Here is a 24,887-nt window from a genome sequence, read left to right as displayed (position 1 = left end):
CGCCGGTGAGTCGGCGCCCGTTCAGCGCCGCATGCCGCCGTATCGATCGGCGAGGCGTTCGGCGTTGCTGCGCACGCGCGGAACCGGCTCCGGTTCGGTTGCGGCAGCGGCCGGTTCCGGGACATCGTCGGTCACCGGGGTGGAAAGCGCTGCGGGAGTGTCGGGTTCGGCCGGAGACACGGTGGAAGTGGTTGCCGCGGCGGCAGGTTCGGCGGCGGGGGTGGAATCCTCCGGTGCCGCACCGCGTTCGCGACGACGCTCGCGGATCTCGGCATAGACGAAATAGCCGAGACCGAGCGGAGCCATCACGCCGAACGCGATCCACTGCAGTCCGTAGGACAGATACGGGCCCGCGTCGAGTTGCGGCAGCGGCTGCGGGGTGAACACCCCGGGCTGGCCGTCGCTCAACTGCAGGTAGCCGCCCGCGCCGCCGGTCGGGATGGTGGTGAGGGGGGTGCCCAGCACGGTGGACAGCTGGGTGGTGTCGATGGAGTACACCTGCCGGTAGCCGTCCTGGGTCATCGGGTCCTTACCCGGAATGACGCCCTCGGATTTGCGCACCCGGCCCTCGATGCGCTGCTGCCCGGCCGGTGGTTCGGCGATGGACGGCAGATGGGAGCCGTCGGCCGCGCCGACCAGGCCGCGGTCGACCAGCAGGGTGCGGCCGTCGTCGAGACGGAATTCGGCCAGGATTCCGTACGCGGGTTTGTCGTCCAGGCGCTGCAGCCGTTCGAGCACCGTCGAGCCCGGCACATAGCTGCCGGTGGCGGTGACCCGCCGCCATTCGGTGTCCCGGGCCTTCGGATCGGCCAAGAACTGCCCCACCGGGACCGGAGCGGCGTTCACCGAGTCGGCGATCAGATTGTTCCGATGCGAGGTCGAGACGTTCTTGCCCAGCTGCCACGGCGCGAGCACCGTGAAGCACAGGTACGCGAACGCGACGACCACCACGGCCAGGATCGCCCAGCTCGGCCGGAACAGGAAGGACAGTCGCCGCAGCAGGTTCATCGCCGATCGCCGTACCCTCGGGCCTGGACGACGGGCTCCTCGCCGAGCTGCTCTCGCACCCAGTCCAGCAGTCCGGGCATGGCCGCCTCGATCTTCTCGCGGACCATCTCGAAGTCGTGGTCGTTGCCGTAGTAGGGGTCGGAGACGTCGGGAGCGGGCGCGTGCGGATCGAAACTGCGCAGCAGCCGACGGCGGTCCGCGGGCACCCCGAGCCGGGTCAGTTCCCGGTCGTGGGAGCTGTCCAGGGCGATGAGCAGATCTGCGCTCAGGTGGTCCGGGCCGATCATCGCGGCCACGTGGCCGATCGGGTAGCCGTGGCGGGCCAGCACCGTCGTCGTGCGCGGGTCGGCGTCGCCTCCGGCGTGCCACGGGGTCGTCCCCGCGCTGCTCACCCGCACGCGATCGGCCAGCCCGGCCCGCTCGATGTTCGCCGCGAAGATCTTCTCGGCCATCGGAGACCGGCAGATATTGCCGGTGCAGATGAATGTCACGTGCAGCTCGCCCACGACAGCCATTGTGTCGGTTCCCCGTGGCGGGCGGCCACGTAGGGTGTATCGCTGTGCCCGAGGACACCACGGCGGATCGCGAACCCGAACTCGAGCCGGGGCCCCCAACCGGGCCCGCGGCGGTGCGGGGCGTGCGGTCCGAGCTGGAATCGGGGCAGGTCGACGCGGCGAAACTGCGGCACCACGGCGATGTCGACGTGCGGCCCGGGATGCTGGACTTCGCGGTGAACGTGCAGGGCGAGGGGCCGCCCGCCTGGTTGCGTGAGCGGCTGGCGGCGCGGCTGGCGGCCCTCGGCCGCTATCCGGGGCAGGCCGAGGATCTGGCGGCGCGCGGGGTCGTCGCGGCGCGGCACGGGCGCACTCCGGAGGAGGTGCTGTTGCTCGCGGGCGCGGCCGAGGGTTTCGCGATGCTGCCTCGTCTGGAGCCTGCTCTGGCCGCGGTGATCCACCCCTCCTTCACCGAACCCGAGCTGGCCTTGCGTGAGGCCGGGGTGGCGGTGACCCGGGTGGTGCTGAACGAGCCCTACGTCCTCGATCCCGGGCTGGTACCCGAGGACGCCGATCTGGTGGTGCTGGGCAATCCCACCAATCCGACGTCGGTGCTGCATCCCGCCGAGACGATTCTCGCGCTGCGGCGGCCGGGCCGGGTGGTCGTGGTGGACGAGGCGTTCGCCGATGCGGTGCCGGGCGAGCCGGAATCGCTTGCGGCGCAGTCGTTCCGTGATGTCCTGGTGCTGCGCAGCCTGACCAAGACCTGGGCGTTGGCGGGCCTGCGGTGCGGCTATTTCCTGGGCCCGCCGGAGCTGCTGGCCCGGGTCCGGCACGGCCGCGCGCACTGGCCGCTGGGCGCCCTGCAATTGGAAGCCGTTGCGGCGACCGGAGATCCGGCCGCGGTGGCCGAATCGCGGGAGCGTGCGGTGCGCATCGCCGCGGACCGCGCCGCGATGATCCCGCGACTGCGCGCGCTGGGCATCGAGGTACACGAACCCGCGCACGGACCGTTCCTGCTGATCCGGGTGCCCGATGCCGAACTGCTGCGCAAACGTCTCGCCGGTGTGGGCGTCGCGGTGCGGCGCGGCGACACCTTTCCGGGGCTGGGCCCCGGCCACCTGCGCATCGCGGTCCGTCCCGAGGCCGAGGTGGACCGCCTGGTCGCGGCGCTGCGCGAGGTCGGCGTATGAGACGACGAATTCCGGCGTGACCAGTGGTCGGCGTGTTGATCGCCAGTGGAGGAGGTTCGAGAGTGGCGCAGGTGAGTGAGCTCGTCGCGGTGCTGGACGAGGCGTATCCGCCGCGGCTGGCCGAATCGTGGGATTCGGTCGGGCTGGTGTGCGGGGATCCGGGGGACGACGTGTCCCGGGTGCTGTTCGCGGTGGACGCCACCGAGGCGGTGGTGGACGAGGCGATCGCTTGGGGCGCACAGGCTTTGGTGGTACACCATCCGCTGTTGCTGCGCGGGGTGGACACCGTGGCCGCGAGCACGCCGAAGGGCGCGTTGCTGCACAGGCTGATTCGTTCCGGATGTGCGCTGTTCACCGCGCACACCAATGCCGACTCCGCCGCGCCGGGCGTCTCCGATGCGCTGGCGGACGTGCTGGGCCTGCGGGTGATCGGGCCGCTGGATCCCAAACCCACTGCGGCGCTGGATGAATGGGCCGTCAACGTCCCGCTCGAACACTCCGCGGCGGTACTGGAAGCGCTGTTCGCGGCCGGTGCGGGTGGTTCGGGCGACTACCGCGAATGTTGTTGGCGGGTCCCGGGTACCGGGCAGTTCCGCCCGGTCGCCGGCGCGAATCCCGCGCTCGGCCGGATCGGCGAGCTGGAGCAGGTTGCGGAGGACCGGATCGAGGTCGTCGCGCCGCCGTCCGCCCGGACCGCGGTGCTGGCCGCCCTGCGACAGGCCCATCCGTACGAGGAGCCCGCCTATTTCGTCACCGAGCGCGCGAGCCTGCCGAGCGGGCTCGGCCTCGGCCGCGTCGGGGAGCTGCCGGCGCCGGAAACGTTGCGGCAGTTCACCGCCCGGGTTCGCGCGGCGCTGCCCGCAACCGCCTGGGGAGTGCGCGCGGCGGGCGATCCCGAGCGCCGTATCGCCTCGGTGGCGGTCTGCGGCGGCGCGGGAGATTCCTTCCTGGCCAAGGTGTCCCGGCTCGGCGTGGACGCCTACGTCACGGCCGATCTGCGGCACCACCCCGCCGACGAGCATCTTCGCGCGGGCGGTCCCGCACTCGTGGACGCCGCGCACTGGGCCACCGAATACCCCTGGTGCGCTCAGGCCGAAAGCATCGTTGGCACCGCACTGCCCGATCTGCAAACCCGGGTGAGCGCCATTCGCACCGACCCCTGGACGCTCGGCGCCGTCGACGACTGAGCGACAGTTCGGACCGGCACCCGCCGCGGTCGGCATATCCGGGCCCGGGGCGGCGAGCCTTCGCCGAACATCAGCCGGTAAGCGTCGACACCTGCGCGATCTGTTCGCCGAGCGGCCGGTCGGGACCGGAATCCGGACCGCCTCGGCACAGTGCGTCGGCATCCTCGTCGTCGCGCACGTCTTCGCGATGCGCGCCTACCCTTGCCGGATCGCGTGGTGCCCGTGCCCGTCGCTGGATTCCGCCGGGGCGGGTTCGCGGCTCGGGGCCGGGACAAAACGGCGGGGTTGAGGTGTGCGCGGGCGGGTGCGGAGTACGGTTGGAACTTCGGCGTCGGCTGGTCCGGCGCGCTGTCGGATAGTTCCAGAGTGTCGAGGAGTAAGTCCCGCGTTGAATGTCGAACCAACGATCCAGGCCAAGTTGCTCGACCTCGCCGCGGTCGATGCGGAGCTGACGCGTATCGCGCATCGGCGCAAGGTCCTGCCGGAGCAACAGGAGGTGGAGCGGCTCGAGGCCGAGCGCACCTCCCGCAAGGATGCGGCGGTGAAGGTCGAGATCCGGCTCGACGACCTCGACCGTGACATCCGCAAGCTGGAAACCGAGATCGACGGCGTCAGCAAGCGCGAACAGCGCGACCGGGGCATGCTCGAGGGCGGCACGGTCGGGGCGAAGCAGCTCTCCGAACTACAGCATGAGCTGGGCAGTCTGGAACGCCGCCGCTCGGTGCTCGAGGACGATCTGCTCGAGGTGATGGAGCGCCGCGAGGCCGCGGTCGCCGATCACGAGCACACCGGGGCGAACCTGACCAAGGCCGAGGAGGAGCTCGCCGAGGCGCAGCGCCGCCGGGACGAAGCGCTGGCCGACCTCGAGGTCGCCGCCCAGCGCTGCTCGGGCGATCGTGAGCAGTTGCTGGCCCAGTTCCCGGCGGAACTGCTCTCGGTCTACGACAAGCAGCGGGCTCAGCACGGCGTCGGCGCGGCGCTGCTACAGGCCCGCCGTTGCGGCGCGTGCCGGATCGAACTCGATCGCGGCGAGATCGCGCGGATCGCGAAGGCCGCGCCGGATGCGGTGGTCCGCTGCCCGGAGTGCGGCGCGATCATGGTGCGCACCAAGCAATCCGGGTTGTGAGGCGGCCGTGACCGACAGCGTGATCGTCGAGGCGGACGGCGGTTCGCGGGGCAATCCCGGCCCGGCCGGATACGGCGCGGTGGTCTGGGACGCCAATCACGGCAGGGTGCTCGCAGAGCGGAAGGAATCGCTCGGCACCACCACCAACAACGTGGCCGAATACCGCGGGTTGATCGCTGGGCTCTCGGCCGCGGCGGAGCTGGGTGCGCGGCAGGTGTCGGTGCGGATGGACTCCAAACTGGTCGTCGAGCAGATGACCGGTCGCTGGAAGGTCAAGCACCCGGCCATGATTCCGCTCAACGACCGGGCGCGGCAGCTGATCACGCAATTCGACCGGGTCGATTTCAGCTGGATTCCGCGAGCGCAGAATTCCCATGCCGACCGGCTCGCCAACGAGGCCATGGACGACGCGCCGCTCATCGATGAGGTGAGTGCGGCGCAGGATCCGGAAACCGCGGCGGTCCGGCACGATCCGGCGGTCGGGGTGGAGCCCGCGCCACCCAGCTGGATCGACGAGTCCGGCGACGCCCATGCGGCACAACGGAAATCGGCGACCGCGCCCGGCTGGACCGGTGCGCGCGGACGTCCGACCCGGCTGCTGTTGTTGCGGCACGGGCAGACCGAACTGTCGGTCGAGCGGCGCTATTCGGGTCGCGGGAATCCGCCGCTCACCGCGTTGGGGCGGGAGCAGGCCGCGCGGGCGGCGAAATACCTTGCGGCCAAAGGGGATATCGCCGCGATCGTATCCTCGCCGCTCGGCCGCGCGCGAGAGACGGCGGCTGCGGTCGGTGAGGCGCTGAACGTCGAGGTCCGGGTGCTGGATCGGCTCATCGAGACCGATTTCGGTGACTGGGAGGGACTCACCTTCGCCGAGGCGGCGCAGGCCGATCCGGAGTTGCACGCGCGCTGGCTGAGTGATTCCACGGTATCGCCGCCGGGTGGTGAGAGTTTCGCCGCGGTGCGCGAGCGGGTCGAGGCGGCGCGCGCGGACCTGGTGGGGCTGTATCCGGGGCGCAACGTCGTCGTGGTCAGTCACGTCACACCCATCAAGACCCTGCTGCAACTGGCTCTCGGGGTGGGTCCCTCGCTGCTGTACCGGTTACACCTGGATCTGGCCTCGCTGTCGATCGCCGAGTTCTATCCCGACGGCGGCTCCTCGGTGCGCTTGGTGAACGACACCTCCTACCTGTGATCAGCACAGACCGGCCAGCTTGTAGAGCACCAGGGAGCCCGCGACCGCCACGTTGAGGCTGTGCCCGGTGCCGACCATCGGGATCTCCACGGCCACGTCGAGGCGTTCGAGTCCTTCGGGCGGGATTCCCGAGCCCTCGTTCCCCAGGACGATCACGGTACGCTTGCGCGCGACCGGCAGATCGGCGAGGCGGATCGATTCGTCGGTGAGCTCCACCCCGACGATCGCCGATCCGCCGCCGCGCTGCCGGTCCAGCCAGCGATCGGTGCGACCGTCGATCCAGTGCACACAGGTGCGGTGCCGCAAGGTGTTTCCGCGTGCGAGCGCTTCGGGAATCCACGGCCACCGCGGCACGGCCAGACATGCGCCGACCGCGTCGCAGGTCCGCAGCAGCGTGCCCAGATTGACGCCGTGCTTGGGCCACAGCGGCGCCGCGACGAGGTGATTCCAGCAGGTGTGCGCTCGGTCGCGGCGTCGGCGGTGGATTTCCGCGGGCGTGCGCGCCCGCGCCGCGCTCATCGGTGCACGGGAAGGCCCTTCCCGTGGGGGACAACGGAATTAGCATGAAATAGGATCATCGAGACGGTGCTCTTCGGCGCACCGGGGCCATCATCGGGATGGGCATGTGCTCGCCCACCGGGATACCGTTCATTGTACCTGCGGCAGTGCCCGATTCGCGGCGAGGAGGTTCAGCGCAGCGGCAGGGACATCTCGTATTCGGTGTCCGGCGCGTGCACACCGGTATTGCGGATCAGTCCGGTCGGGGTGAAACCCATTCTGCGGTAGAGCTTCTCGGCAGAGGTATTGCCGTCGACCACCCAGAGCCGCAGTTCGGCGTGCCCGCCGGCCCGCGCCCAGCCGGCGACCGCCTCGATCAGCTCGCGCGAGACTCCGGTGCCGCGTGCCGCGGGCTCCACGAACATCGACACCAGTACCGGGACATCGTGTTCCAGGAGGCCGCCCGCGCAGCCGATCACATCCGGACCCGATTCGGCCACGAACATGGTGCGGCGCGCGGCCCACAGCCGCCAGTGCTCCTCGTCCCAGCTCTGCGCCTCCGCCAGCACAGTGGCGAAGGTCCCCGGCGGGGATCCGGCCAGCGCGGCCAGGCGCGCGGTCCGGATCGTCTGCCACTCCTGCGGAGGAATCTGTCGCACGGTCATCCGGTGATCGTCCTCCCAGGGCCCGGTCCCGGGCAATCGGATTACGTCGTCCGGAGCGAAACCATTGCGCGACAGGCGGTTACGGGCGCAGTACCGAGACCAGGAAATCGGTCTGGTCGTAGACGGCCTTCTCGAACCAGTCGTCGAAATAGATGTCGAAATGCCCGATCGGGTACCGCTTGACGATCGAGTGCTTGGTGCGTTCGGCGGCCTTGAGGGCCGGTTTGACCGGCGCGACCGAGTCGTTGTCGCACAGCGAGTACAGCACGGGCACCTTGATGGCCTTGGTACGCCGCCACGGGGAATCGAACAGCACCTGAAGTCCGAAGCGCGCGGCCACCTTCGGCTGGTACTGCTCGCTCTCCTCGGCCAGGCGGCCGAACCCCTCCGGCACGTCCGAGGCGCTCATCAACGCCGCGGACCGCTTGCGCCCGGCGAGGCGGACCTTGACCGGTTTGCGCGTGATCGTGCCGATCAGCAGGTCGGTGGTGGCGACGACGCCGGTCTTGGTGAGGCTGATCGGGCCCTTGGCCATCGCCGAGGACCAGCCGCTGGTGAACGGGCATTGCGCGACCACCGCGGCGAGATAGTCGTCCTCGTGTGCGATCGACAGCACGTGCCCGCCGCCGAACGAACTGCCCCACAAGGCGATTCGTGTCGCGTCGAAACCCTTGATGGTGCGCGCGTAGTGGATCGCCGAACGCCAGTCCGCACGCTGCTTGCGAATGCTGATCAGTTGGCGCGGTGTGCCGCCGCTTGCCCCGAAGTTGCGGTAATCGAAGACCAGACAACCCATCCCGGCCGCGGTGAACCGGCGTGCATACCGGTCCAGACCCATTTCCCGATTCGCCCCCAGCCCGTGGCCCATGATGACCAGCGGGCGCGGTTTGGGTGGTCCATCGGGCCGGTAGAGCCACGCTGCACACTGATCGTTTCCCGAAGGGAACCCCACCTCGACACGCTCCATGGCGAAATACGGTACTTGTTCCGGTTTCGGTCCGCTGCGCTGGATCCCCGGTCATGACCGGAAATCTCGGCGCGAGGCGTCCGCAGGGCAGTACCCGCGGGGCCGCCGAACACCCGGTGCGGCATAATGCCCCCGGACGAGTCGGTCGGGCGACCGCGGCGACGGGAACGGGCACGATTGTGCCGCCGCCCGGCGCCGAGGAAAGTCCGGACTCCACAGAGCAGGGCGGTTGTTAACGGCAACCCGGGGTGACCCGCGGGACAGTGCCACAGAAAACAAACCGCCGGCGCGCAACGCGCCGGTAAGGGTGAAACGGTGCGGTAAGAGCGCACCAGCGCCCCGGGTGACCGGGGCGGCTAGGTAAACCCCGCCCGGAGCAAGGTCGAAGGCCGCACTCCCCGCGAGTGCGGCTGCGCGGGTGTTCGAGGGCTGCTCGCCCGAGCCCGCGGGTGGACCGCTCGAGGTGCCCGGCAACGGTGCATCCAGATGGATGGTCGCCACCCGGCGCAAGCCGGGAACAGGATCCGGCTTATAGACCGACTCGTCCCCTCTTCGCTGCTACGAACCGCAACGGGCGCGATCTCCCTCGGTGTCGACCTCGAACCGCGCCACCGACTTGCCCATGCGTCTGTTCACTGTTGGTGTCGGCGATGTGCCAGCTTCACGATAACAGCGACCGACCGATTCACGACCGGCCTATGGTTGACGCGACGACGTAAAGGAGTGCGGGGGTGCGCATCGGCGTGACCGGACATATGAACCTGACCGCGGATACGGTGGCGCTGGTGTACGCGCAGGTCATTCGCGAGATCACCGCACAGGGTGGGACCGCCGCGGTGACCGGCGTCAGTTGTATTGCGCCGGGTGCTGATTCGGTGTTCGCCCAGGCTGTGCTCGACGCGGGTGGCCGGTTGGAGGTCGTGCTGCCCTCGCGGAACTATCGGGAGCGGAAGGTGCAGCCCGACCACGCGCCGCTGTTCGATGAACTGCTGAAGCGGGCGGAAAGCGTTCGGATCATGGACTTCGACGAGGCCGGCGCCGATGCGTACGAGGCCGCTAACGGTGCCGTGGTCGAGGCGTGCGATCGGCTGATCGCAGTGTGGGATGGGGAGGCAGGCGAGCGTAGCGGCACCGGCAGTGTGGTCGCGCTGGCGCGGGAGCGCGGTGTGCCGGTGACGGTTGTGTGGCCGCCGGGCGCGGCGCGCGCAAGTCGTGTGTGAGGGCGGTGCAAGCGGTTGTGGGCAGGGTGGGGGTATGACGTGGGAGAGCGGTGAACGGGCCGACGGGAAGACAGTTCTGGTTACCGGGGCGAGTGCGGGGATCGGGTATTTCGTTGCCGAGCGGCTCGCGGCAGCCGGGGCGACCGTGCTGCTCGGTTGCCGGGACATCGGTAAGGGGGAGATGGCGGTGAGCGCGATTCGTCGGCGGGTGCCCGATGCTCGGTTGCGGTGCGTGCGAATGGATCTGGCGAATCTGGACTCGCTGCCCGAGGCGGTGGATGCGCTCGGGGCCGTCAGGCTGGACGCGGTTGTGCTGAACGCGGGTGTCGCGTTGGACGGTCCCGGCCGTCGGCTGAGCGCACAGGGACACGAATTGATGTTCGCGACAAACCATCTGGGGCATTTCGCGCTGGTCGCGCACCTGGCGCCGAAACTGGTCGCGGCGGAGGGCAGCCGGGTGGTCACGGTGGGCAGCTTCGCCGCGCGATCGGAACGGCTGGATCTCACCGATCTGCAATCCGAGCACGACTATCGGCCCGCGCGCAGCTACGGACGATCGAAACTGGCTCAGATGCTGTTCGGGTTCGAACTGGATCGTCGGCTGCGCGCACACGGCGTCGGGACGGCAAGCATCGTCGCCCACCCCGGCGGCGCGCTGGATTCGCTGACCCCGTCGCGGCCGCCGTTGTTCGTGCGCACCACCGCCCAGCATCTGCGCGGACTGCCCGCGGCGGTCATGGTGCACGGTAAGCACATGGGCGCGCAAAGCATCGTCCGAGCCGTTGTGGACCCCGAGATCGTCGGCGGGCAGCTCTGGGGCCCAAGGGCATTCGGTCTGCGCGGGCAACCGCACCGGGAAACACCCCACGCCCACATGACCGATCCCGGCACAGCCGCTGAACTCTGGTCCGCCAGTTCGGCTCTCACCGGTGTCGATCCGTTCGCAGACCCGAGCACGCCGATTCGGCCATCATCCGCTGCGGTCCAGGCCAGATGCTCTGGCCACTGGGAGATCCCGCCGTCGGATAGGGCGGCCGGCGGCGAAAACTCCGGTGCGATCGAACGAGTTCCGGGAGTAGCCTTCTCGGCATCACACGTACATGGCAGATGAACTCTGCCGTGCGGCGGCGATCGGTGCGTCGGGGATGCGAAGTTCGTGCGGGGCGTGCCGGCACGCCTGATATACATCGCGATACTGGTGGCTCTCGCCGGATGCGTTCCTCTCATCACCGGTCTATCGGCTGCGCTGGGAACGGTAGCTTCACCGGCTCGGATTCTGCTTGTGGCGAGTCTGCCCCGGGAGGTTGGTGTCCGGCGATGATTCCCGGCCGTGATTCGATGTGCGGCTGTGTGTTTCGGATGCCGTTGCACGGCAGTCCGGGCAGACTGGTTCGGTGGCGACCGGCAGGGATCGAGTGTTGTTGTTCCTGGACGTCGACGGGACGGTGCTTCCGCACGATGCGGCCGACCCGGTTGCGGGCGAAAGGGATTGGGCTGCGTGGCAGCAGCCGACCAACCCGGCACTGTCTCGGATCAGCCGTGCCGTCGGCACGCGACTGCTGGCGTTGGGATGTGAATTGGCCTGGGCGAGCGGGTGGGCCGAGGACGCGAACCTCGTCATCGCGCCGATCCTCGGACTGCCGCCTTTACCCGTGGTGAGCTTGCCCGAGTATCCCGAGGGTGACTACTATCACGACGGATTGCATTGGAAGACAAGGGCTTTGGTCAGCGCGGCCGCTGGTCGTCCATTCGTCTGGGTCGATGACGAGATCAGGGATCACGACCGGATCTGGGTTCGCGGCAACCATCCCGGCCGGGCCCTGCTGCATCGGGTCGATGGTGTGTCCGGGCTGCTGGATACCGATTTTGCCGCCGTCGGCGAATGGCTGGACGCATCGTGATGCCGGTGACTATGACCGAATCTGTTCGGACGTTGTCAGGGGATGGGAATGAGGCTCAGGATCGGGCCGAACCCCCAATCGAGCATGTGCTGCGCGTCGGATTCGGCCGCGGCGTCGCTGGTGGGTGAGCTGTGCAGGACTACGCCGAGCAGAGGTTGGCCCGCTCGGACCGTTTCGAACAGCAGGCAGGTGCCGGCGGCGTCGGTGGAACCGGTCTTGATGCCGATGGTGCCGGGGTAGTCACGCAGCAGCAGATTCGTTGTGCGCCAGAGGTGGTCGCGGTTGGCCGGGCCGGCGGGCTGGTGGTAGGTCTGGGTGCTCACGATGCCGCGGAACAGGGGCCGGGACATGGCGTTCATACCGAGCTCGACCAGGTCGGCCGGGGTGGAATAGCCGGACGGGGCGGGCAGGCCACTGGGGTCGGTGAAATGGGTGTCGGCCATGCCCAGGCGGGCCGCGGTCGCGTTCATCTTGCCGATGAACGCGGCTTGGCCGGGGCCGTACGCCTCGGCGAGGGTGTAGGCGGCATCGCAGCCGGAGGGCAACATCATCGCGTAGAGCAACTGCCTGGCGGTCAGCACCTCGCCGGGCACCAGGCCCGTGGTGCTGCCCATCGGCGCCCGGGTGTTCGGCTGCCGCGACCAGCGCACCGCGCCGGTCCGCCCGTCGGCGAGCTCGGCGAACGGCGCCCGCACACCGTCCGGCTCCGCGGACATCGCGGGCAACCGGGTGTGCGAGAGGTTCGCGGCGGGCGCGGCCACGGCAGGAGCGGGTGCGATGAGCAGCAGTCCGGAGGCGGCAGCCAGCATCGCTCGGGCAATTGATCGCATCGGCATATTGTGCCGTTCGGTGTGACCGCGCGGCGGGATCGCCTGCGTTTGTGCGCGATTCCGGGTGCGCGACCTGCCAACCGGCTCACCGGATGTTCGTGGCGGCGCAAGGCTGTCCGTCGTCATCGGCAGGCCGGGGGTGGCCCGATGCGATCGTGCTCGCATGCGCGCCGCGCCGGTGCCATGATCGATGCAGGGCCCGGTCTCTTCCGTGTGCCGGGCGGTTCGCGTGGCGGTGCGATATGGATATCTTGGGCATCTTCGGCGTCGTGGTGGGGGCGGGAGCGGTAGTGACCGCAATGGCGTTCGCGGCGAGTATGCGGGTGGTGGAGCAGTTCGAGCGGGGGGTCGTGTTCCGCTTCGGTCGGGTTCGTGACGTGCGCGAGCCCGGGTTGCGGGTGCTGATCCCGGGGGTGGACCGGATGCGCAAGGTGCCGGTACAGATCGTCACCATGCCGGTGCCGGGGCAGGAGGGCATCACTCGTGACAACGTCACCGTGCGGGTGGACGCGGTCGTCTACTTCCGGGTGATCGATCCGGTGCAGGCCGTGGTCGACGTGCAGGACTACCTGTTCGCGATCGCGCAGGTGGCGCAGACCTCGCTGCGCTCGATCATCGGCAAGAGCGATCTGGACGATCTGCTGTCCAACCGGGAGCACCTCAATCGGGGCCTCGAGCTCATGATCGACAGTCCGGCGCTGTCCTGGGGCGTGCACATCGATCGGGTGGAGATCAAGGATGTCGCCCTGCCCGAATCGATGAAGCGCTCGATGTCGCGGCAGGCCGAGGCCGAACGTGAGCGCCGCGCCCGGGTCATCACCGCCGAGGGCGAATTGCAGGCCTCGCAGAAATTGGCCGACGCGGGCGAGACGATGGCGGCCGCCCCGGCCGCCCTGCAACTGCGGCTGCTGCAAACCGTGGTGGAGGTCGCCGCGGAGAAGAATTCGACGCTGGTGCTGCCCTTCCCGGTCGAACTGCTGCGCTTTCTGGAGCGTTCGACACCGGGCGAAGGGGCCGCGGAACCCGGCGAGTCCGCGGAACCGGACTCGCCCGCGCCGGAAGTGAGCGCCGAGACAGCGGATTCTCCGATCCTGGAACCGAAGTCGCGCAGCAGGTCCGACACCATCGAGATCCTGCAGCCCGGCGCCGCGCGCGAGGATGCGACCGTTCGGTCTCGACTCGACGAATGACTCGCCGAATCGTCCTTGACGAGCCGTATATCCGGATGTCATTATTGAAGGGGAAAGGCACTTGCATTGCGGTGTCTGTTTGTTTCTGCCCTCGACATCCAGTCGTTTCGGGTGTAATTTTGGCTTTCGCGCCAGGGCGCATACTGTCCAGCTCTCGAAAATGAATTGACTGCGGAAAGCGCACTGTCTGCGTGTCGCTTTCCGCCCGTTGGTGTCGAGTCAGGTTAGGTCGGTATCCGGCACGGTGCGCCATGAGAAATGCAGCCCACAGGACGAGCAGATACCGCGACGACCGTGAACAGGCGTGGTCGCCGCGAGGTGCTGGAAGGACGTATCTTGGCAGTCTCGAGTCAGACCGAAGTCGATACCGTGCGGCCCGCGGCCCGGATTCCCGGCGCGCCCACACGGGTTTCGTTCGCCAAACTCCATGAACCCCTGGACATTCCGGATCTGCTGGCGGTTCAGACCGAGTCGTTCGACTGGCTGACCGGCGGCCGGGCATGGCGCGAACGGGCGCGCGCGGCGGGAGAGCCGGCCCTGGGCGGCCTGGAGGAGGTGCTCGAGGAGCTCAGCCCGATCGAGGACTTCGCCGCGACGATGTCGCTGTCCTTGTCCGATCCGCGCTTCGAGGAGGTCAAGGCCTCGGTCGAGGAATGCAAGGACAAGGATCTGACCTACGCGGCCCCGCTGTTCGTCACCGCGGAGTTCATCAACAACAACACCGGCGAGATCAAGTCCCAGACCGTTTTCATGGGCGATTTCCCGATGATGACCGACCGCGGCACATTCGTCGTCAACGGCACCGAGCGGGTGATCGTCTCGCAGCTGGTGCGTTCGCCGGGCGTGTACTTCGACGAATCCGTCGACAAGACGACCGAGAAGACGCTGCACAGCGCCCGCGTCATCCCGAGTCGCGGCGCGTGGCTGGAATTCGATATCGACAAACGCGATACCATCGGCGTCCGCATCGACCGCAAGCGCCGTCAGCCGGTGACGGTGCTGCTCAAGGCGCTCGGCTGGAGTGCCGAGCAGATCGCCGAACGCTTCGGCTTCTCCGAGATCATGATGACCTCGCTGGAGAAGGACAATACGGCCGGCACCGACGAGGCGCTGCTGGACATCCACCGCAAGCTGCGCCCGGGCGAGCCGCCCACGAAGGAGTCCGCGCAGGTCCTGCTGGAGAATCTCTTCTTCAACGAGAAGCGCTACGATCTGGCCCGCGTCGGGCGGCACAAGGTCAGCGGCAAACTCGGCATCGAGCCCGCAGCCGAGGGCGGCCGGGTGCTCACCGAACCGGATATCGCCGCAATCATCGAATATCTGCTGCGTCTGCACGCGGGCGATTCGACGATGACCGCGCCCGGCGGCCGGCAGGTGCCGGTCGAGGTCGACGATATCGACCATTTCGGCAATCGCCGGTTGCGCACCATCGGTGAACTCATCCAGAACCAGATCCGGTTGGGCCTGTCCCGGATGGAGCGCGTGGTCCGGGAACGCATGACCACGCAGGACGTCGAGGCGATCACCCCGCAGACCCTGATGAACATTCGTCCGGTCGTGGCGGCGATCCGCGAGTTCTTCGGCACCTCGCAGTCCTCGACCTTCCTGGACGAACGCAATCCGCTCGCGAGCCTCACCCAGAAACGTCGCCTCTCGGCGCTGGGGCCGGGCGGCCTCACCCGCGAACGCGCCGGTCTCGAGGTGCGCGACGTGCACTACAGCCACTACGGCCGGATGTGCCCGATCGAGACGCCGGAGGGACCGAACATCGGCCTGATCGGCTATCTGTCGGTGTACGCGCGGGTCAACCCGTTCGGTTTCATCGAGACGCCGTACCGCAGGGTCGTCGACGGCAGGGTGACCGACCAGGTCGACTACCTGTCCGCCGATCAGGAGGACAGGCACGTCGTCGCGCAGGCGAACGAGCCGCTCGATGCCGAGGGGCGTTTCACCTCCTCGCGAGTCCTGGTGCGGCGCAAGGATTCCGAGGTCGAGCTGGTCGATCCGGGCTTGGTCGACTACATGGACGTCTCGCCGCGCCAGATGGTGTCGGTCGCGACGGCGATGATCCCGTTCCTCGAGCACGACGACGCGAACCGCGCGCTGATGGGCGCGAACATGCAGAAACAGGCCGTGCCGCTGATCCGTTCGGAATCGCCGCTGGTCGGCACCGGCATGGAACTGCGCGCGGCGATCGATGCCGGCGATGTCGTGGTGAACGACAAAGCCGGTGTGGTGGAAGAGGTTTCGGCCGATTTCGTCACCGTCATGCACGACGACGGCACCCGGCGTTCGTATCGGCTGCACAAGTTCAGCCGGACGAATCAGGGCACCTGCTCCAACCAGCGTCCGATCGTGGACGAGGGTCAGCGGGTCGAGCCGGGCCAGGTCCTGGCCGATGGGCCCAGTACTCAGAACGGTGAGATGGCCCTCGGCAAGAACCTTCTGGTCGCGGTGATGCCTTGGGAGGGTTACAACTACGAGGACGCGATCATCCTGTCGCAGCGCCTCGTGGAAGAGGACGTGCTGACCTCGATCCACATCGAGGAGCACGAAGTCGACGCGCGGGACACGAAATTGGGTACCGAGGAGATCACCCGCGATATCCCGAATGTGTCCGATGAGGTTCTGGCCGATCTCGACGAGCGTGGCATCGTGCGGATCGGTGCGGAGGTTCGTGACGGCGACATCCTGGTCGGCAAGGTCACTCCGAAGGGTGAGACCGAGCTGACGCCGGAGGAGCGCCTGCTGCGGGCGATTTTCGGTGAGAAGGCGCGTGAGGTGCGTGATACCTCGCTGAAGGTGCCGCACGGTGAGTCGGGCAAGGTCATCGGTATCCGGGTGTTCTCGCGGGATGACGACGACGATCTGCCTCCCGGCGTGAACGAGCTGGTGCGTGTCTACGTTGCGCAGAAGCGCAAGATTCAGGACGGCGACAAGCTGGCGGGTCGGCACGGTAACAAGGGCGTGATCGGCAAGATCCTGCCGAAGGAGGACATGCCGTTCCTGCCGGATGGGACTCCGGTCGACATCATCCTGAACACGCACGGTGTGCCGCGCCGGATGAACATCGGCCAGATCCTGGAGACGCATCTGGGCTGGATCGGCAAGACGGGCTGGAACATTCGGCTCACCGACGGTGGCGGTCGTCCGGACTGGGCGCGGCGGCTGCCGGCGGAGCTGCTGTCCGCGGAGCCCGAAACGAACCTGGCCACACCGGTTTTCGACGGTGCGCGCGAGGAGGAACTCGCCGGACTGCTGGCCTCGACGCTGCCCAATCGGGACGGTGAGGTCATGGTCGGGGCCGACGGCAAGGCCACGCTGTTCGACGGTCGCTCGGGGGAGCCGTTCCCGTACCCGGTGGCGGTGGGTTACATGTACATCCTGAAGCTGCACCACCTGGTGGACGACAAGATCCACGCGCGGTCGACGGGTCCGTACTCGATGATCACCCAGCAGCCCCTCGGTGGTAAGGCGCAGTTCGGTGGTCAGCGTTTCGGTGAGATGGAGTGCTGGGCCATGCAGGCCTACGGTGCGGCGTACACGCTGCAGGAGTTGCTGACCATCAAGTCCGATGACGTGGTGGGCCGGGTGAAGGTGTACGAGGCGATCGTCAAGGGCGAGAACATCCCCGAGCCGGGTATACCGGAGTCGTTCAAGGTTCTGCTCAAGGAACTGCAGGCGTTGTGCCTGAACGTGGAGGTGCTCTCCACCGACGGGGCCGCGGTCGAATTGCACCATGACGACGACGATCTCGATCGCACCGCCGCCAACCTCGGAATCACGCTGTCCCGCAACGAATCCGCGACGATCGACGATCTGTCGAGCTGATCGGGCAGGAACGCCGCGCACCGGATCTCCGGTGCGCGGCGTGTCCGGCGCTGGACTGCCTCACTTGGACTCGACGCGCCCCAGCGGGTCGGGCCGGTCCGCCAACGCCTTCTGCGCCGCGGGCCAGCTGGAACTCTCGATATCGAGCGCGTGGCGAAGGTACGCCCACGTGAGGTGCTGGATCACCGCGACCCGTTCGGGACTCTCATCAGTTGTCTCCCTGGCCTCGTAGCCGGGGATACCGCCGAGGGAATGCTCGGCTTCGAACAGCGTCAGCAGGCTTTTGTCGCCGGGGGCGAGCAGGTACGGGTCGGCCAGCCAGTCCGGCCCGCGCACGGTCATCGGGGAGTTGTCCCGGTCGCCCGCGACGATCAGGGCGGGTGTGCGCATGGCCGAGAAATCCGGATTCATGAAGGGAAAGTGTTCGGCCGCGAACGGACTCAGATCCGCACCGCCCTTACCGGCGGTGGCCAGCAGCACGCCGGCGGTGATCCGGGCGTCGGACAGGTCTTCCCCCGCGCCGGTCACCGGATCCATGACCCGCAGGCCCAGCAGTACGCCGGCGGTCTGGCCGCCGAAGGAATGTCCGGCCGCGGCGATGCGAGTTCGGTCCACGCGCCCGGCCAGGCCGGGGACGGCGGCTTCCAGAAGGTCCAGATTGTCCAGGACGCGCTTCACGTCCTCGACGCGATAACGCCAGATCCGTGGTGTGCGAGGATCGTTCGGCGCCAGGCCCAGCGTCCGGGAGTCGAGGTGGGTGGGCTGGACGACCATGAAACCGTGCGCCGCCCAGAAGTCGGCCAGCGGGCCGTAACCGTCCAGCGACGAGCCGAAGCCGTGGCAGAATACGATGATCGGCAGGTCGTACCCGGTCGCCGGGGCGGACACCCTGACCCGCAGGTCCGTGCCGCGGCCGGGAGCGGGCAGCACGATCGGCTTCACCGAGACGACCGGTGCGGGCGGGGGAACATCGAAATCGGTCATCGGACCGGGTCCTTTCGGTGGAATGGTAACGCGCACAACGGATTCGCCGCATCGATCGCGGCGTTGTCCCGTGCTCGGGTTCAGACGGTGACGACGACCTTGCCGATCTGCTGTCCTTTTTCCAGATGGCGATGCGCCTCGACGACGTCCTCGAAGGCGAACACCGTGTCCACGGTCGGCCGCAGCGCCCCGAAACGCAGTCCGGCGCCGAGGAATGCGGCGATGCGGCGCACCGCCACCGGATCGAGAGTGTGCTCGAAACTCATGTACCGGTGAATGGTCAGGGCGTTCGCCGGGAACGCCGCGGGCCGGGGGTCCAGCCAGCCCACCGTGATCAGCGTCCCGCCGAACCTGGCGGCCGTGGCCAACTCGGCCAGGCCCGGTCCCATGATCGAATCGAGGATGATCTCGACGCCGGCCCCGCCGGTGTGTAGCCGCGCGGCCTCGGGAACGTTCTGTTCGTCGCTCACGATGACCGCTGCGGCCCCGGCGGCCAGCAGAGCGGTTTTCTTGCCCGGATGGCTGGTGACCGCGATCGGCACGGCACCGATCTGACCGGCGATCTGGATGGCGGCCAGCCCGACCGCACTCGAGGCCGCCGTGATCAGGACATGATCGCCCGGCCGCATCCCGGCCTTCTCCACCAGCGCACCGTAGGCGGTGGAATAGGACACCCACAGCGCGGCCGCCTCGATGACGCTCGTTCCCGCCGGCCTGGGTATGACGGCGGTGGCCGGGACGACGGTGTATTCGGCGTAGGTTCCGCGCACGTCCGCATCGGGCAGGGCCGCGATCAGCACCGCGTCGCCGGCCGTGCACCCCTCGACCTCCGGGCCGACGGCGTCGATGACGCCGGTGCCCTCGACTCCCAAGCGTGCGTGCGGCAACCGGATCGGCCGGGGAGACGCGCCCGCGCGCGCCATCTGGTCGAGCCGGTTGACGGCGAAGGCCTCGATTCTGATTCGCACTTCACCGGCACCGGGCTCGGTGATCGGCTCCTCGACGATGCGCAGTACATCGGGGTCGCCGGGTTCGTCGAAGATCACGACGCGTGGCATGGGGAATTCCCTTCTGGCATCATGGAAGAAAACGGGACGTCGTCCCGATTAAAGATACGGGACGCTGTCCCGTTTAGCAACGCAAGTGGTGAAGGCGGGCGCGCGTGAGTGATGACGATCGGCATGGCACAGGTTCGGTCAAGTCCAAACGGGCCGATGCGCGGCGGAACGAGGCCGCACTGCTGGATGCGGCCGCGGCGGTTTTCGTCACCTCGGGAGTCGAGGCGCCGATCCGTGATATCGCCGCCGCGGCGGGGGTCGGGACCGCCACGATCTACCGCCACTTCCCGACGCGGGCCGATCTGATCATCGCGGTGTACCGGCATCAGGTCGAGGCCCTTGCCGAGGCGGGGTCCGAACTACTGGAAAGCGGTGCGACTCCGCATGCCGCGCTGCGGCAGTGGATGGACCGCTTCGTGGATTTCCTGGTCACCAAACAAGGGCTCGCCACGGTTCTACAGTCCGAGGACCCCTGCTTCGATCCGCTGCACGCGTACTTCCTCGAGCGCCTGGAGCCCGTATGCGATCGATTGCTCACTGCCGCAGTCGATTCGGGGGAGATTCTGCCCGGTCAGAATGCCTTGGAGCTGATGCGCGGGGCCGGTGGGCTGTGTGCCGGCGGCGGGCGGCCCGGATATGACGCGCGCCGGTTGGTCGGCCTGCTGATCGCCGGGCTGCGCCGAGTGGATTGAGTTCCGCGGCTGTGCCGCAAACGCCGACGGCGGCCTCCGCACGGGAGGCCGCCGTCGATGTCGGTTCGACAGACTGTGTCGTCAGCCGGCCGGGCTGATCACCAGGATCTGAGCCCAGTGGGTGGCCTCTTCGGGGCCCAGCAACGGCAACAGGTAGTCGTAGACGATGGACGACATACGGTACGGAACTCCTCATGTTCGGTAGTGCGGTATCGCATTCGGACATAGTGGGGCAGACAGGGCGGCCCCGCGAATACCTGCGCCACAGTAACAGCGCTCGGCCGTCCATGCAGAAAGGTGCTGGAATCGGATGGGAAATAGCCGATTTCGGCGGCCGGGAGCACCCGAACTGTACGGTCTGTTCTTCGGCCGGTGATATCGATCGGCTCTCATCGGCGAGCGTGCCCCCGCGTGCGCCACGCCGATCCGGCCGTCCTGTAGGTGACGGCGCGCCGCCCGGTCGCGCGGCATCGGATCGAGGCGGGGAACTGTGGCCGCGAGTCGCTGGGAATGCGCCGAACCCGCAGGCACCCGAGGCTGTGCGGTTCGAACGAGTGCGCGAAACTCCGGAGCGGGGATCGTCCCGAATCCGGCGGATCGGGCCGATATTCGATCGTTATCGGCGTGTCTGGCGCGGCGATCCGCTCCGAACTGGCCGGACCGTGACTGACGTCATAAAGTGTTCCGCGTTGGATGTTTCCCCGTCGGGGGTGGCGGTGAAAACAAAGGGTGTCAACGAACGTCGGAAAGCAGGTTCTGTTTATATGCGTGTAGTTCGCAAGTTGGTGGCCGGTGCGTTGATCGCCGGAGCCGCTTCGGTTTTGGCCGTGATGGGAGCGGGGTCCGCCTCCGCATTCGCGCTCACGCCACTGCCCGGTGGGGTCCAGGTGGACCTCACCCCGGGTGACACCCAGTGGGTGCACCAGACCCACATCGGGCAGACGATCGGGATCCTTCCCCATCCGTCCGCCGCCTCGTTCGGCCAGGCACTCGATTCGGCAGCGGATCTTTCGTCGCAGTATCCGAGCGGCCGGGTCGTGTTCACCGTCTACGGGCCGATGGATCAGCTCAACGGTTCGATGCTGGCATTGCAGTAAGCGCGAACCGAATTCGGGCCGACCCCGGACCAACGGTCCCGGGTCGGCCCGAAAGGTTCCGACGTCGTCAACCCTTGTCTCGCTGCCGGACGAAATCGGCTGCGGCGGAATATTGTCCGAGGGCCTTACGGGCCGCCACCGCCTCGCATTCGTAGAGGTGGTCGAAGGGGGAGGTATCGGGGGTTCCGGAGTGGTCAGCGGCGGCCCGGATGGCCGCCATGGCCTCGACGGCATCGCGGTGGTCGCCGAGCACCGATTGTAATTTCTTGGCGCGCAATGCCAATTCGGCCGCCGGGCCGCCGAGGACATCGGCGGCCGCCTCCGAGCAGTACCGTAATCGCTTGGCGGACTTACGGATTTCGTGCAGGTGCTCGATGCGCTCGTCCTCGCCGACCGCCGGATCGGCGTGCATCGTGATTTCCCGGTCGACCAGCAGTCGCAGCTGCTCGAAGTCGGCGCTGAGCACCTTGCCGAAGACCCGGCTCGCCTCGGCGTCGGCGCGGTTTGCCACCAGCGGGGGAGCGCTGCGCAGGTCCAGCAGCGCCGCACGCAGACTCGCGTACCGGTCGCCGTCGAGTTCGCGCAGTACGACCGCGTGCGCGGCGGAGTAGGCGGCGCGTTCGTTCTCGACGAGTTCGGACACCGTGCGCCGCAGGGCGGCGGTCGGGTCGTCCGGCCGGTCGGCGTCCGGCGTGCTGCGGTGCTGTTCGAGCAGGGCCGCGAACCGGTCGGCACACACCTCGGCATCCCGGGCGGTCCCGAGAACCGCTGCCAGCCAGCGCAATTCGTCCCGTATCTCGCGGACGCGACCGGACTCGAGGAGTTTGCGGTAGGACCGCAGCACACTGCGCAGTCGCCGGGTGGACACCCGCATCGCGTGCACCGAATCCGGTGCGTCCCGGCGTACCGCCGGTTCGGCGCGCAACAGCCGCTCGACGTCGTCGTCGAGAACGGCGGTGAGAGCGGAACCGGCGGTGTCGGCCATCAGACCTCCCGGAATTTGTCGGTGGCTTCGATGAGGTGATGGGCGATCCCCGGCTCGCTGGCCGCGTGACCGGCGTCGGCGACGATGTGCAGCTCCGAATTCGGCCAGGCGCGGTGCAGATCCCAGGCGCTCACCGCCGGGCAGACGATGTCGTGACGCCCCTGCACGATGACGCCGGGAATCTCGGCGATGCGGTCGATATCGCGCAACAGCCGGCCCTCGTCGAAGAATCCGCCGTTCACGAAATAGTGGTTCTCGATGCGGGCGAAGGCCAGGGCGAACCGCGGTTCGGCGGTCTCGGCGACCCGATCCGGTTGCGGCAGGAGTGCACTGGTGGAGCTTTCCCAGGTGGTCCAGGCGATCGCGGCGGCGGTCGCCACGGCCTCGTCGGGGGAGTGCAGCAGCCGCTGGTAGACGCTCACCAGGTCACCGTCGCGCTCGTCCGGCGGCACCGGGGCGAGGAACTTCTCCCACTCGTCCGGGTAGACGTAGCCGGCCGCGCCGTTGTAATACCAGTCGATCTCCTTGCGCCGCAACAGGAATATCCCGCGCAGCACGAGTTCGGTGACGCGCTCGGGATGGGCCTGGGCGTAGGCCAGCGCGAGCGTGGAACCCCACGATCCGCCGAACACCTGCCAGCGTTCCACGCCCAGATGAGTGCGGAGCTTCTCGATGTCGGCGACCAGATTTCCGGTGGTATTGGTCTCGAGGCTCGCCCCGTCGGCGATATGCGGTGTGGAGCGACCGCAGCCGCGCTGATCGAACAGCACGATCCGGTACGCCTGCGGATCGAAGAACTGCCGGTGGAACGGTGCGCTGGCGCCGCCCGGCCCGCCGTGCAGGAAGACCACCGGTTTGCCGTCCGGATTGCCGCTCTCCTCCCAATACAGCCGCTGGCCGTCGCCGACGTCCAGCCAGGCGTGCCGGTTGGCTTCCAGGGGCGGGTACAGGGTGCGCATCAGAACAGAATGCCCGCGGCGAGGTTCGGCAGGTTCAGTGCCTGCAGGGCTTCGGTGCGCACGTCGGGGCAGGTCTTGCTGGTGATGCGATCGATCATCGCCTTGTCACCGAGGACGCGGGCACTGAGCTGGAGTCCGCCGTTGCGCAGGGCCCATTCGTGCACCGCGATGTTGAGCGCCGTGCCGCTGAGCGAGGGCCCCTGCACCCGCCAGTCCGACAGCTGCGGTTTGATCTCGTCGCACAACTTCTGCGCGATCGGATCCTGCGGGTCGGGCTGCGGGGAGGTGGTGACGGTCGAGCTCGCCGTTCCGGTGGCCGCAGCCGAGGCCGAGGTGGACGAGGCCGGACCGCTGGATCCCGCCGGGGCCGGTGAGCCACTCGACCCGCATCCGGCGACCAGCATCACCACCGCGGCGATCCCCATGGACCCGAGCGTCCCGCGAGTCATCCAACGGCTCTGCGACATCTGCACCCTTTACTTATGTTCGTTTTGTTCGAAATTCGTATCCGTCGGCATCGAGTGTGCCACCGCGGGTGAGCTCCTCACCACCTCCGGGCCGTCACCCGGTCTCGGAGCGCGGGATTCGCGGTCTCGTCGCCGTGCGAGCCCGCGGGCCGCCGATCAGGCCGACAAGCCCGACCACTGGGTGGCGGTATAGGGCCGGTGGCCGCCGGTGCCGTCCCAGGCGCTGATGATCAACGTCAGATTCGACGGATCCGCGCTGCCCGGATGAATGTAACCGCCGTACAGATTCTTCAGCACCGGCAGCCGACATCGGGACGGCGATAGCCCGCGATCGCCGACCACCTGCGTTCTCGGATCCGACCAGACCTGGTCCGGCCGGGCAGCGGTGCGCGTGCGGATGCTGTAGTCGGTGGTGTCGAAATAGCTCATCACATAGGTCTCGCCGATCCGCTTCACCGAGAATTCGCCGATCCCGTTGCCGGGAGCGAAGATCGAGGTCGGCGCGGCGGCCGCGGCGGGCAGCCACTGCCAGGCGCCGCCCTGAAAAACCCAGTTCTCCCGCGCGCCGAAATCGCCGTCGAAGAAATCCGCGGGCCGCAGCCGGAACAGCTGGATCCGGCCACCGTCGCCGGCGTAGTTGTGGCTGCCGTTCCAGGCCTTGCTGAAGATGTACAGATAGCCGTCGGGGTCGACGCCGGCGAAGCTCCACATCAGCTCTGGGTTGCCGTTACTGCCCTGGCCGCTGCCCGGCCAGTGCTGGTCGAAGTCCCGCCAGCTCGCGCCGCCGTCGTCGGAGTACGCGACGCCGCCCTGCAGTGACCCGTCGTCGGCGCTGCCCGGCGCGACCCACTGGGCCACCGACGTGTACTGGACGAACAGCCGCGATCTGCCGCCCTGACTCAAACTTATTGCGTCATTGGGGATCCGGCTGACCTCGTAACCGAATCCGTTGTCCGCGCGGTGCTGGTAGCCGAACAGTTGAGCGGCCTTCGGGCTCGGCTGCGATCCGGTGAACGTGATCGGCGTCTGCCCCGAAGCGTCGAATGTGTTCTGGTACAACATCACCGGGCTGCCGATGTACGGATCGGTGGCCTCCTGCCCGGCGAAGCAGTCACCGAACACGTAACCCCATGTCCCATCCGGTAATTGGAACGGAATACCGAGATCCCCCGAGCCCACCCCGAAGCCGGCGGCCGAATCACCTTGGTTGTCACACAGATACGTGCCGTTCTGGGCCATGGCTCGCCCCCTCCTTCGTCGGGTCCGACAGACCGGACTTCCCCGGGGGAAGCACCGCGAAACCCGACCGGGCCCCGGCGAGCGTCGGCGACCCAACCCGCAGC

General features: G+C 68.1%; 23 protein-coding genes and 1 other RNA gene. 12 read left to right on the top strand and 12 right to left on the bottom strand.

Features of this window, described 5'->3' with window-relative positions:
* Window positions 1-21: 21 nt before the first annotated feature.
* Both AC5WS7_RS36325 and AC5WS7_RS36320 read right to left on the bottom strand, forming a co-directional pair.
* Window positions 22-999, bottom strand: coding sequence for an SURF1 family cytochrome oxidase biogenesis protein (locus AC5WS7_RS36325; RefSeq protein WP_495959219.1), 978 nt, complete (start codon window positions 997-999; stop codon window positions 22-24).
* 5 nt (window positions 1,000-1,004) lie between these two features.
* Window positions 1,005-1,523 (bottom strand): low molecular weight protein-tyrosine-phosphatase, encoded by a 519-nt coding sequence (locus AC5WS7_RS36320; protein ID WP_495959165.1) that lies wholly within the window; start codon window positions 1,521-1,523, stop codon window positions 1,005-1,007.
* A gap of 134 nt (window positions 1,524-1,657) precedes the next feature.
* Between AC5WS7_RS36320 and cobC the strand changes: the two genes are divergently transcribed.
* From cobC to AC5WS7_RS36300, 4 genes are all read left to right on the top strand, one after another.
* Complete coding sequence (cobC, locus tag AC5WS7_RS36315) at window positions 1,658-2,695, top strand: Rv2231c family histidinol phosphate aminotransferase CobC (RefSeq protein ID WP_495959218.1); 1,038 nt, start codon at window positions 1,658-1,660, stop codon at window positions 2,693-2,695.
* 62 nt (window positions 2,696-2,757) lie between these two features.
* The gene (locus tag AC5WS7_RS36310) at window positions 2,758-3,882 is read left to right on the top strand and encodes a Nif3-like dinuclear metal center hexameric protein (RefSeq protein ID WP_495959164.1); all 1,125 of its coding nucleotides are present in this window, start codon (window positions 2,758-2,760) and stop codon (window positions 3,880-3,882) included.
* A 388-nt stretch (window positions 3,883-4,270) separates the two neighbouring features.
* The gene (locus AC5WS7_RS36305; protein WP_495959163.1) at window positions 4,271-5,008 is read left to right on the top strand and encodes a zinc ribbon domain-containing protein; all 738 of its coding nucleotides are present in this window, start codon (window positions 4,271-4,273) and stop codon (window positions 5,006-5,008) included.
* A gap of 7 nt (window positions 5,009-5,015) precedes the next feature.
* Window positions 5,016-6,200 carry a bifunctional RNase H/acid phosphatase gene (locus tag AC5WS7_RS36300; RefSeq protein ID WP_495959162.1) on the top strand — a complete coding sequence of 395 codons (1,185 nt, stop codon included), beginning with the start codon at window positions 5,016-5,018 and terminating at the stop codon, window positions 6,198-6,200.
* Here the strand turns inward: AC5WS7_RS36300 and AC5WS7_RS36295 are convergent, their stop codons facing one another.
* From AC5WS7_RS36295 to AC5WS7_RS36285, 3 genes are all read right to left on the bottom strand, one after another.
* Entirely contained in the window at window positions 6,201-6,719 is a 519-nt protein-coding gene (locus tag AC5WS7_RS36295) for a TrmH family RNA methyltransferase (RefSeq protein WP_495959161.1), read from the bottom strand.
* A 170-nt stretch (window positions 6,720-6,889) separates the two neighbouring features.
* Window positions 6,890-7,363 (bottom strand): GNAT family N-acetyltransferase, encoded by a 474-nt coding sequence (locus AC5WS7_RS36290; protein ID WP_495959160.1) that lies wholly within the window; start codon window positions 7,361-7,363, stop codon window positions 6,890-6,892.
* 79 nt (window positions 7,364-7,442) lie between these two features.
* Window positions 7,443-8,330 carry an alpha/beta hydrolase gene (locus AC5WS7_RS36285; RefSeq protein ID WP_495959159.1) on the bottom strand — a complete coding sequence of 296 codons (888 nt, stop codon included), beginning with the start codon at window positions 8,328-8,330 and terminating at the stop codon, window positions 7,443-7,445.
* A 137-nt stretch (window positions 8,331-8,467) separates the two neighbouring features.
* On the opposite strand from AC5WS7_RS36285, the gene rnpB reads away from it, so the two are divergent.
* The 4 genes from rnpB (at window position 8,468) to AC5WS7_RS36265 (ending at window position 11,451) form a co-directional block, all read left to right on the top strand.
* Window positions 8,468-8,878, top strand: an RNA gene (rnpB, locus tag AC5WS7_RS36280) — RNase P RNA component class A.
* Window positions 8,879-9,085: 207 nt separating this feature from the next.
* Window positions 9,086-9,550, top strand: a complete 465-nt coding sequence (locus tag AC5WS7_RS36275) for a hypothetical protein (protein WP_495959158.1) — start codon at window positions 9,086-9,088, stop codon at window positions 9,548-9,550.
* Between the two features lie 34 nt (window positions 9,551-9,584).
* On the top strand, window positions 9,585-10,661 hold the full coding sequence (locus AC5WS7_RS36270; RefSeq protein WP_495959157.1) for an SDR family NAD(P)-dependent oxidoreductase: 1,077 nt from the start codon (window positions 9,585-9,587) through the stop codon (window positions 10,659-10,661).
* Between the two features lie 283 nt (window positions 10,662-10,944).
* Complete coding sequence (locus tag AC5WS7_RS36265) at window positions 10,945-11,451, top strand: HAD domain-containing protein (protein ID WP_495959156.1); 507 nt, start codon at window positions 10,945-10,947, stop codon at window positions 11,449-11,451.
* A 35-nt stretch (window positions 11,452-11,486) separates the two neighbouring features.
* Here AC5WS7_RS36265 and AC5WS7_RS36260 read toward each other — a convergent pair whose 3' ends face one another.
* On the bottom strand, window positions 11,487-12,281 hold the full coding sequence (locus AC5WS7_RS36260) for a D-alanyl-D-alanine carboxypeptidase family protein (protein WP_495959155.1): 795 nt from the start codon (window positions 12,279-12,281) through the stop codon (window positions 11,487-11,489).
* 242 nt (window positions 12,282-12,523) lie between these two features.
* Between AC5WS7_RS36260 and AC5WS7_RS36255 the strand changes: the two genes are divergently transcribed.
* Window positions 12,524-13,471, top strand: coding sequence for a slipin family protein (locus AC5WS7_RS36255; protein ID WP_495959154.1), 948 nt, complete (start codon window positions 12,524-12,526; stop codon window positions 13,469-13,471).
* A gap of 318 nt (window positions 13,472-13,789) precedes the next feature.
* Window positions 13,790-17,302, top strand: a complete 3,513-nt coding sequence (rpoB, locus tag AC5WS7_RS36250; protein ID WP_495959217.1) for a DNA-directed RNA polymerase subunit beta — start codon at window positions 13,790-13,792, stop codon at window positions 17,300-17,302.
* A gap of 60 nt (window positions 17,303-17,362) precedes the next feature.
* Here the strand turns inward: rpoB and AC5WS7_RS36245 are convergent, their stop codons facing one another.
* Both AC5WS7_RS36245 and AC5WS7_RS36240 read right to left on the bottom strand, forming a co-directional pair.
* Window positions 17,363-18,286, bottom strand: coding sequence for an alpha/beta hydrolase family protein (locus AC5WS7_RS36245; protein WP_495959153.1), 924 nt, complete (start codon window positions 18,284-18,286; stop codon window positions 17,363-17,365).
* Between the two features lie 80 nt (window positions 18,287-18,366).
* The gene (locus AC5WS7_RS36240; RefSeq protein ID WP_495959152.1) at window positions 18,367-19,344 is read right to left on the bottom strand and encodes a zinc-dependent alcohol dehydrogenase family protein; all 978 of its coding nucleotides are present in this window, start codon (window positions 19,342-19,344) and stop codon (window positions 18,367-18,369) included.
* A 104-nt stretch (window positions 19,345-19,448) separates the two neighbouring features.
* Between AC5WS7_RS36240 and AC5WS7_RS36235 the strand changes: the two genes are divergently transcribed.
* Both AC5WS7_RS36235 and AC5WS7_RS36230 read left to right on the top strand, forming a co-directional pair.
* Window positions 19,449-20,036, top strand: coding sequence for a TetR/AcrR family transcriptional regulator (locus AC5WS7_RS36235; RefSeq protein ID WP_495959151.1), 588 nt, complete (start codon window positions 19,449-19,451; stop codon window positions 20,034-20,036).
* Between the two features lie 764 nt (window positions 20,037-20,800).
* Window positions 20,801-21,133 (top strand): hypothetical protein, encoded by a 333-nt coding sequence (locus tag AC5WS7_RS36230; RefSeq protein ID WP_495959150.1) that lies wholly within the window; start codon window positions 20,801-20,803, stop codon window positions 21,131-21,133.
* A gap of 67 nt (window positions 21,134-21,200) precedes the next feature.
* On the opposite strand, the gene AC5WS7_RS36225 is transcribed toward AC5WS7_RS36230, so the two are convergent.
* The 4 genes from AC5WS7_RS36225 to AC5WS7_RS36210 form a co-directional block, all read right to left on the bottom strand.
* Window positions 21,201-22,118, bottom strand: coding sequence for a CHAD domain-containing protein (locus tag AC5WS7_RS36225; protein WP_495959149.1), 918 nt, complete (start codon window positions 22,116-22,118; stop codon window positions 21,201-21,203).
* Window positions 22,118-23,077, bottom strand: coding sequence for a prolyl aminopeptidase (gene pip, locus AC5WS7_RS36220; RefSeq protein WP_495959148.1), 960 nt, complete (start codon window positions 23,075-23,077; stop codon window positions 22,118-22,120). Before pip ends, AC5WS7_RS36225 begins: the two co-directional genes overlap by 1 nt.
* Complete coding sequence (locus tag AC5WS7_RS36215) at window positions 23,077-23,502, bottom strand: hypothetical protein (RefSeq protein WP_495959147.1); 426 nt, start codon at window positions 23,500-23,502, stop codon at window positions 23,077-23,079. Before AC5WS7_RS36215 ends, pip begins: the two co-directional genes overlap by 1 nt.
* Window positions 23,503-23,700: 198 nt before the next feature.
* The gene (locus tag AC5WS7_RS36210) at window positions 23,701-24,783 is read right to left on the bottom strand and encodes a DUF4185 domain-containing protein (protein ID WP_495959146.1); all 1,083 of its coding nucleotides are present in this window, start codon (window positions 24,781-24,783) and stop codon (window positions 23,701-23,703) included.
* Window positions 24,784-24,887 lie beyond the last annotated feature (104 nt).

The sequence above is a fragment of the Nocardia sp. PLKS1-43 genome, from assembly GCF_059510335.1.
The sequence above is the reverse complement of the archived record's forward strand: the minus strand, read 5'-3'. Positions and strand labels throughout refer to the sequence as shown.

Coding starts and splice junctions, on each gene's coding strand:
- AC5WS7_RS36275 (WP_495959158.1), top strand. CDS start 9,086: ATGAACCTGACCGCGGATACGGTGGCGCTGGTGTACGCGCAGGTCATT.
- AC5WS7_RS36215 (WP_495959147.1), bottom strand. CDS start 23,502: ATGGGGATCGCCGCGGTGGTGATGCTGGTCGCCGGATGCGGGTCGAGT.
- AC5WS7_RS36285 (WP_495959159.1), bottom strand. CDS start 8,330: ATGGAGCGTGTCGAGGTGGGGTTCCCTTCGGGAAACGATCAGTGTGCA.
- AC5WS7_RS36230 (WP_495959150.1), top strand. CDS start 20,801: ATGCGTGTAGTTCGCAAGTTGGTGGCCGGTGCGTTGATCGCCGGAGCC.
- AC5WS7_RS36225 (WP_495959149.1), bottom strand. CDS start 22,118: ATGGCCGACACCGCCGGTTCCGCTCTCACCGCCGTTCTCGACGACGAC.
- AC5WS7_RS36290 (WP_495959160.1), bottom strand. CDS start 7,363: ATGACCGTGCGACAGATTCCTCCGCAGGAGTGGCAGACGATCCGGACC.
- AC5WS7_RS36255 (WP_495959154.1), top strand. CDS start 12,524: ATGGATATCTTGGGCATCTTCGGCGTCGTGGTGGGGGCGGGAGCGGTA.
- AC5WS7_RS36210 (WP_495959146.1), bottom strand. CDS start 24,783: ATGGCCCAGAACGGCACGTATCTGTGTGACAACCAAGGTGATTCGGCC.
- AC5WS7_RS36270 (WP_495959157.1), top strand. CDS start 9,585: ATGACGTGGGAGAGCGGTGAACGGGCCGACGGGAAGACAGTTCTGGTT.
- AC5WS7_RS36245 (WP_495959153.1), bottom strand. CDS start 18,286: ATGACCGATTTCGATGTTCCCCCGCCCGCACCGGTCGTCTCGGTGAAG.
- AC5WS7_RS36240 (WP_495959152.1), bottom strand. CDS start 19,344: ATGCCACGCGTCGTGATCTTCGACGAACCCGGCGACCCCGATGTACTG.
- AC5WS7_RS36320 (WP_495959165.1), bottom strand. CDS start 1,523: ATGGCTGTCGTGGGCGAGCTGCACGTGACATTCATCTGCACCGGCAAT.
- AC5WS7_RS36295 (WP_495959161.1), bottom strand. CDS start 6,719: ATGAGCGCGGCGCGGGCGCGCACGCCCGCGGAAATCCACCGCCGACGC.
- AC5WS7_RS36260 (WP_495959155.1), bottom strand. CDS start 12,281: ATGCGATCAATTGCCCGAGCGATGCTGGCTGCCGCCTCCGGACTGCTG.
- pip (WP_495959148.1), bottom strand. CDS start 23,077: ATGCGCACCCTGTACCCGCCCCTGGAAGCCAACCGGCACGCCTGGCTG.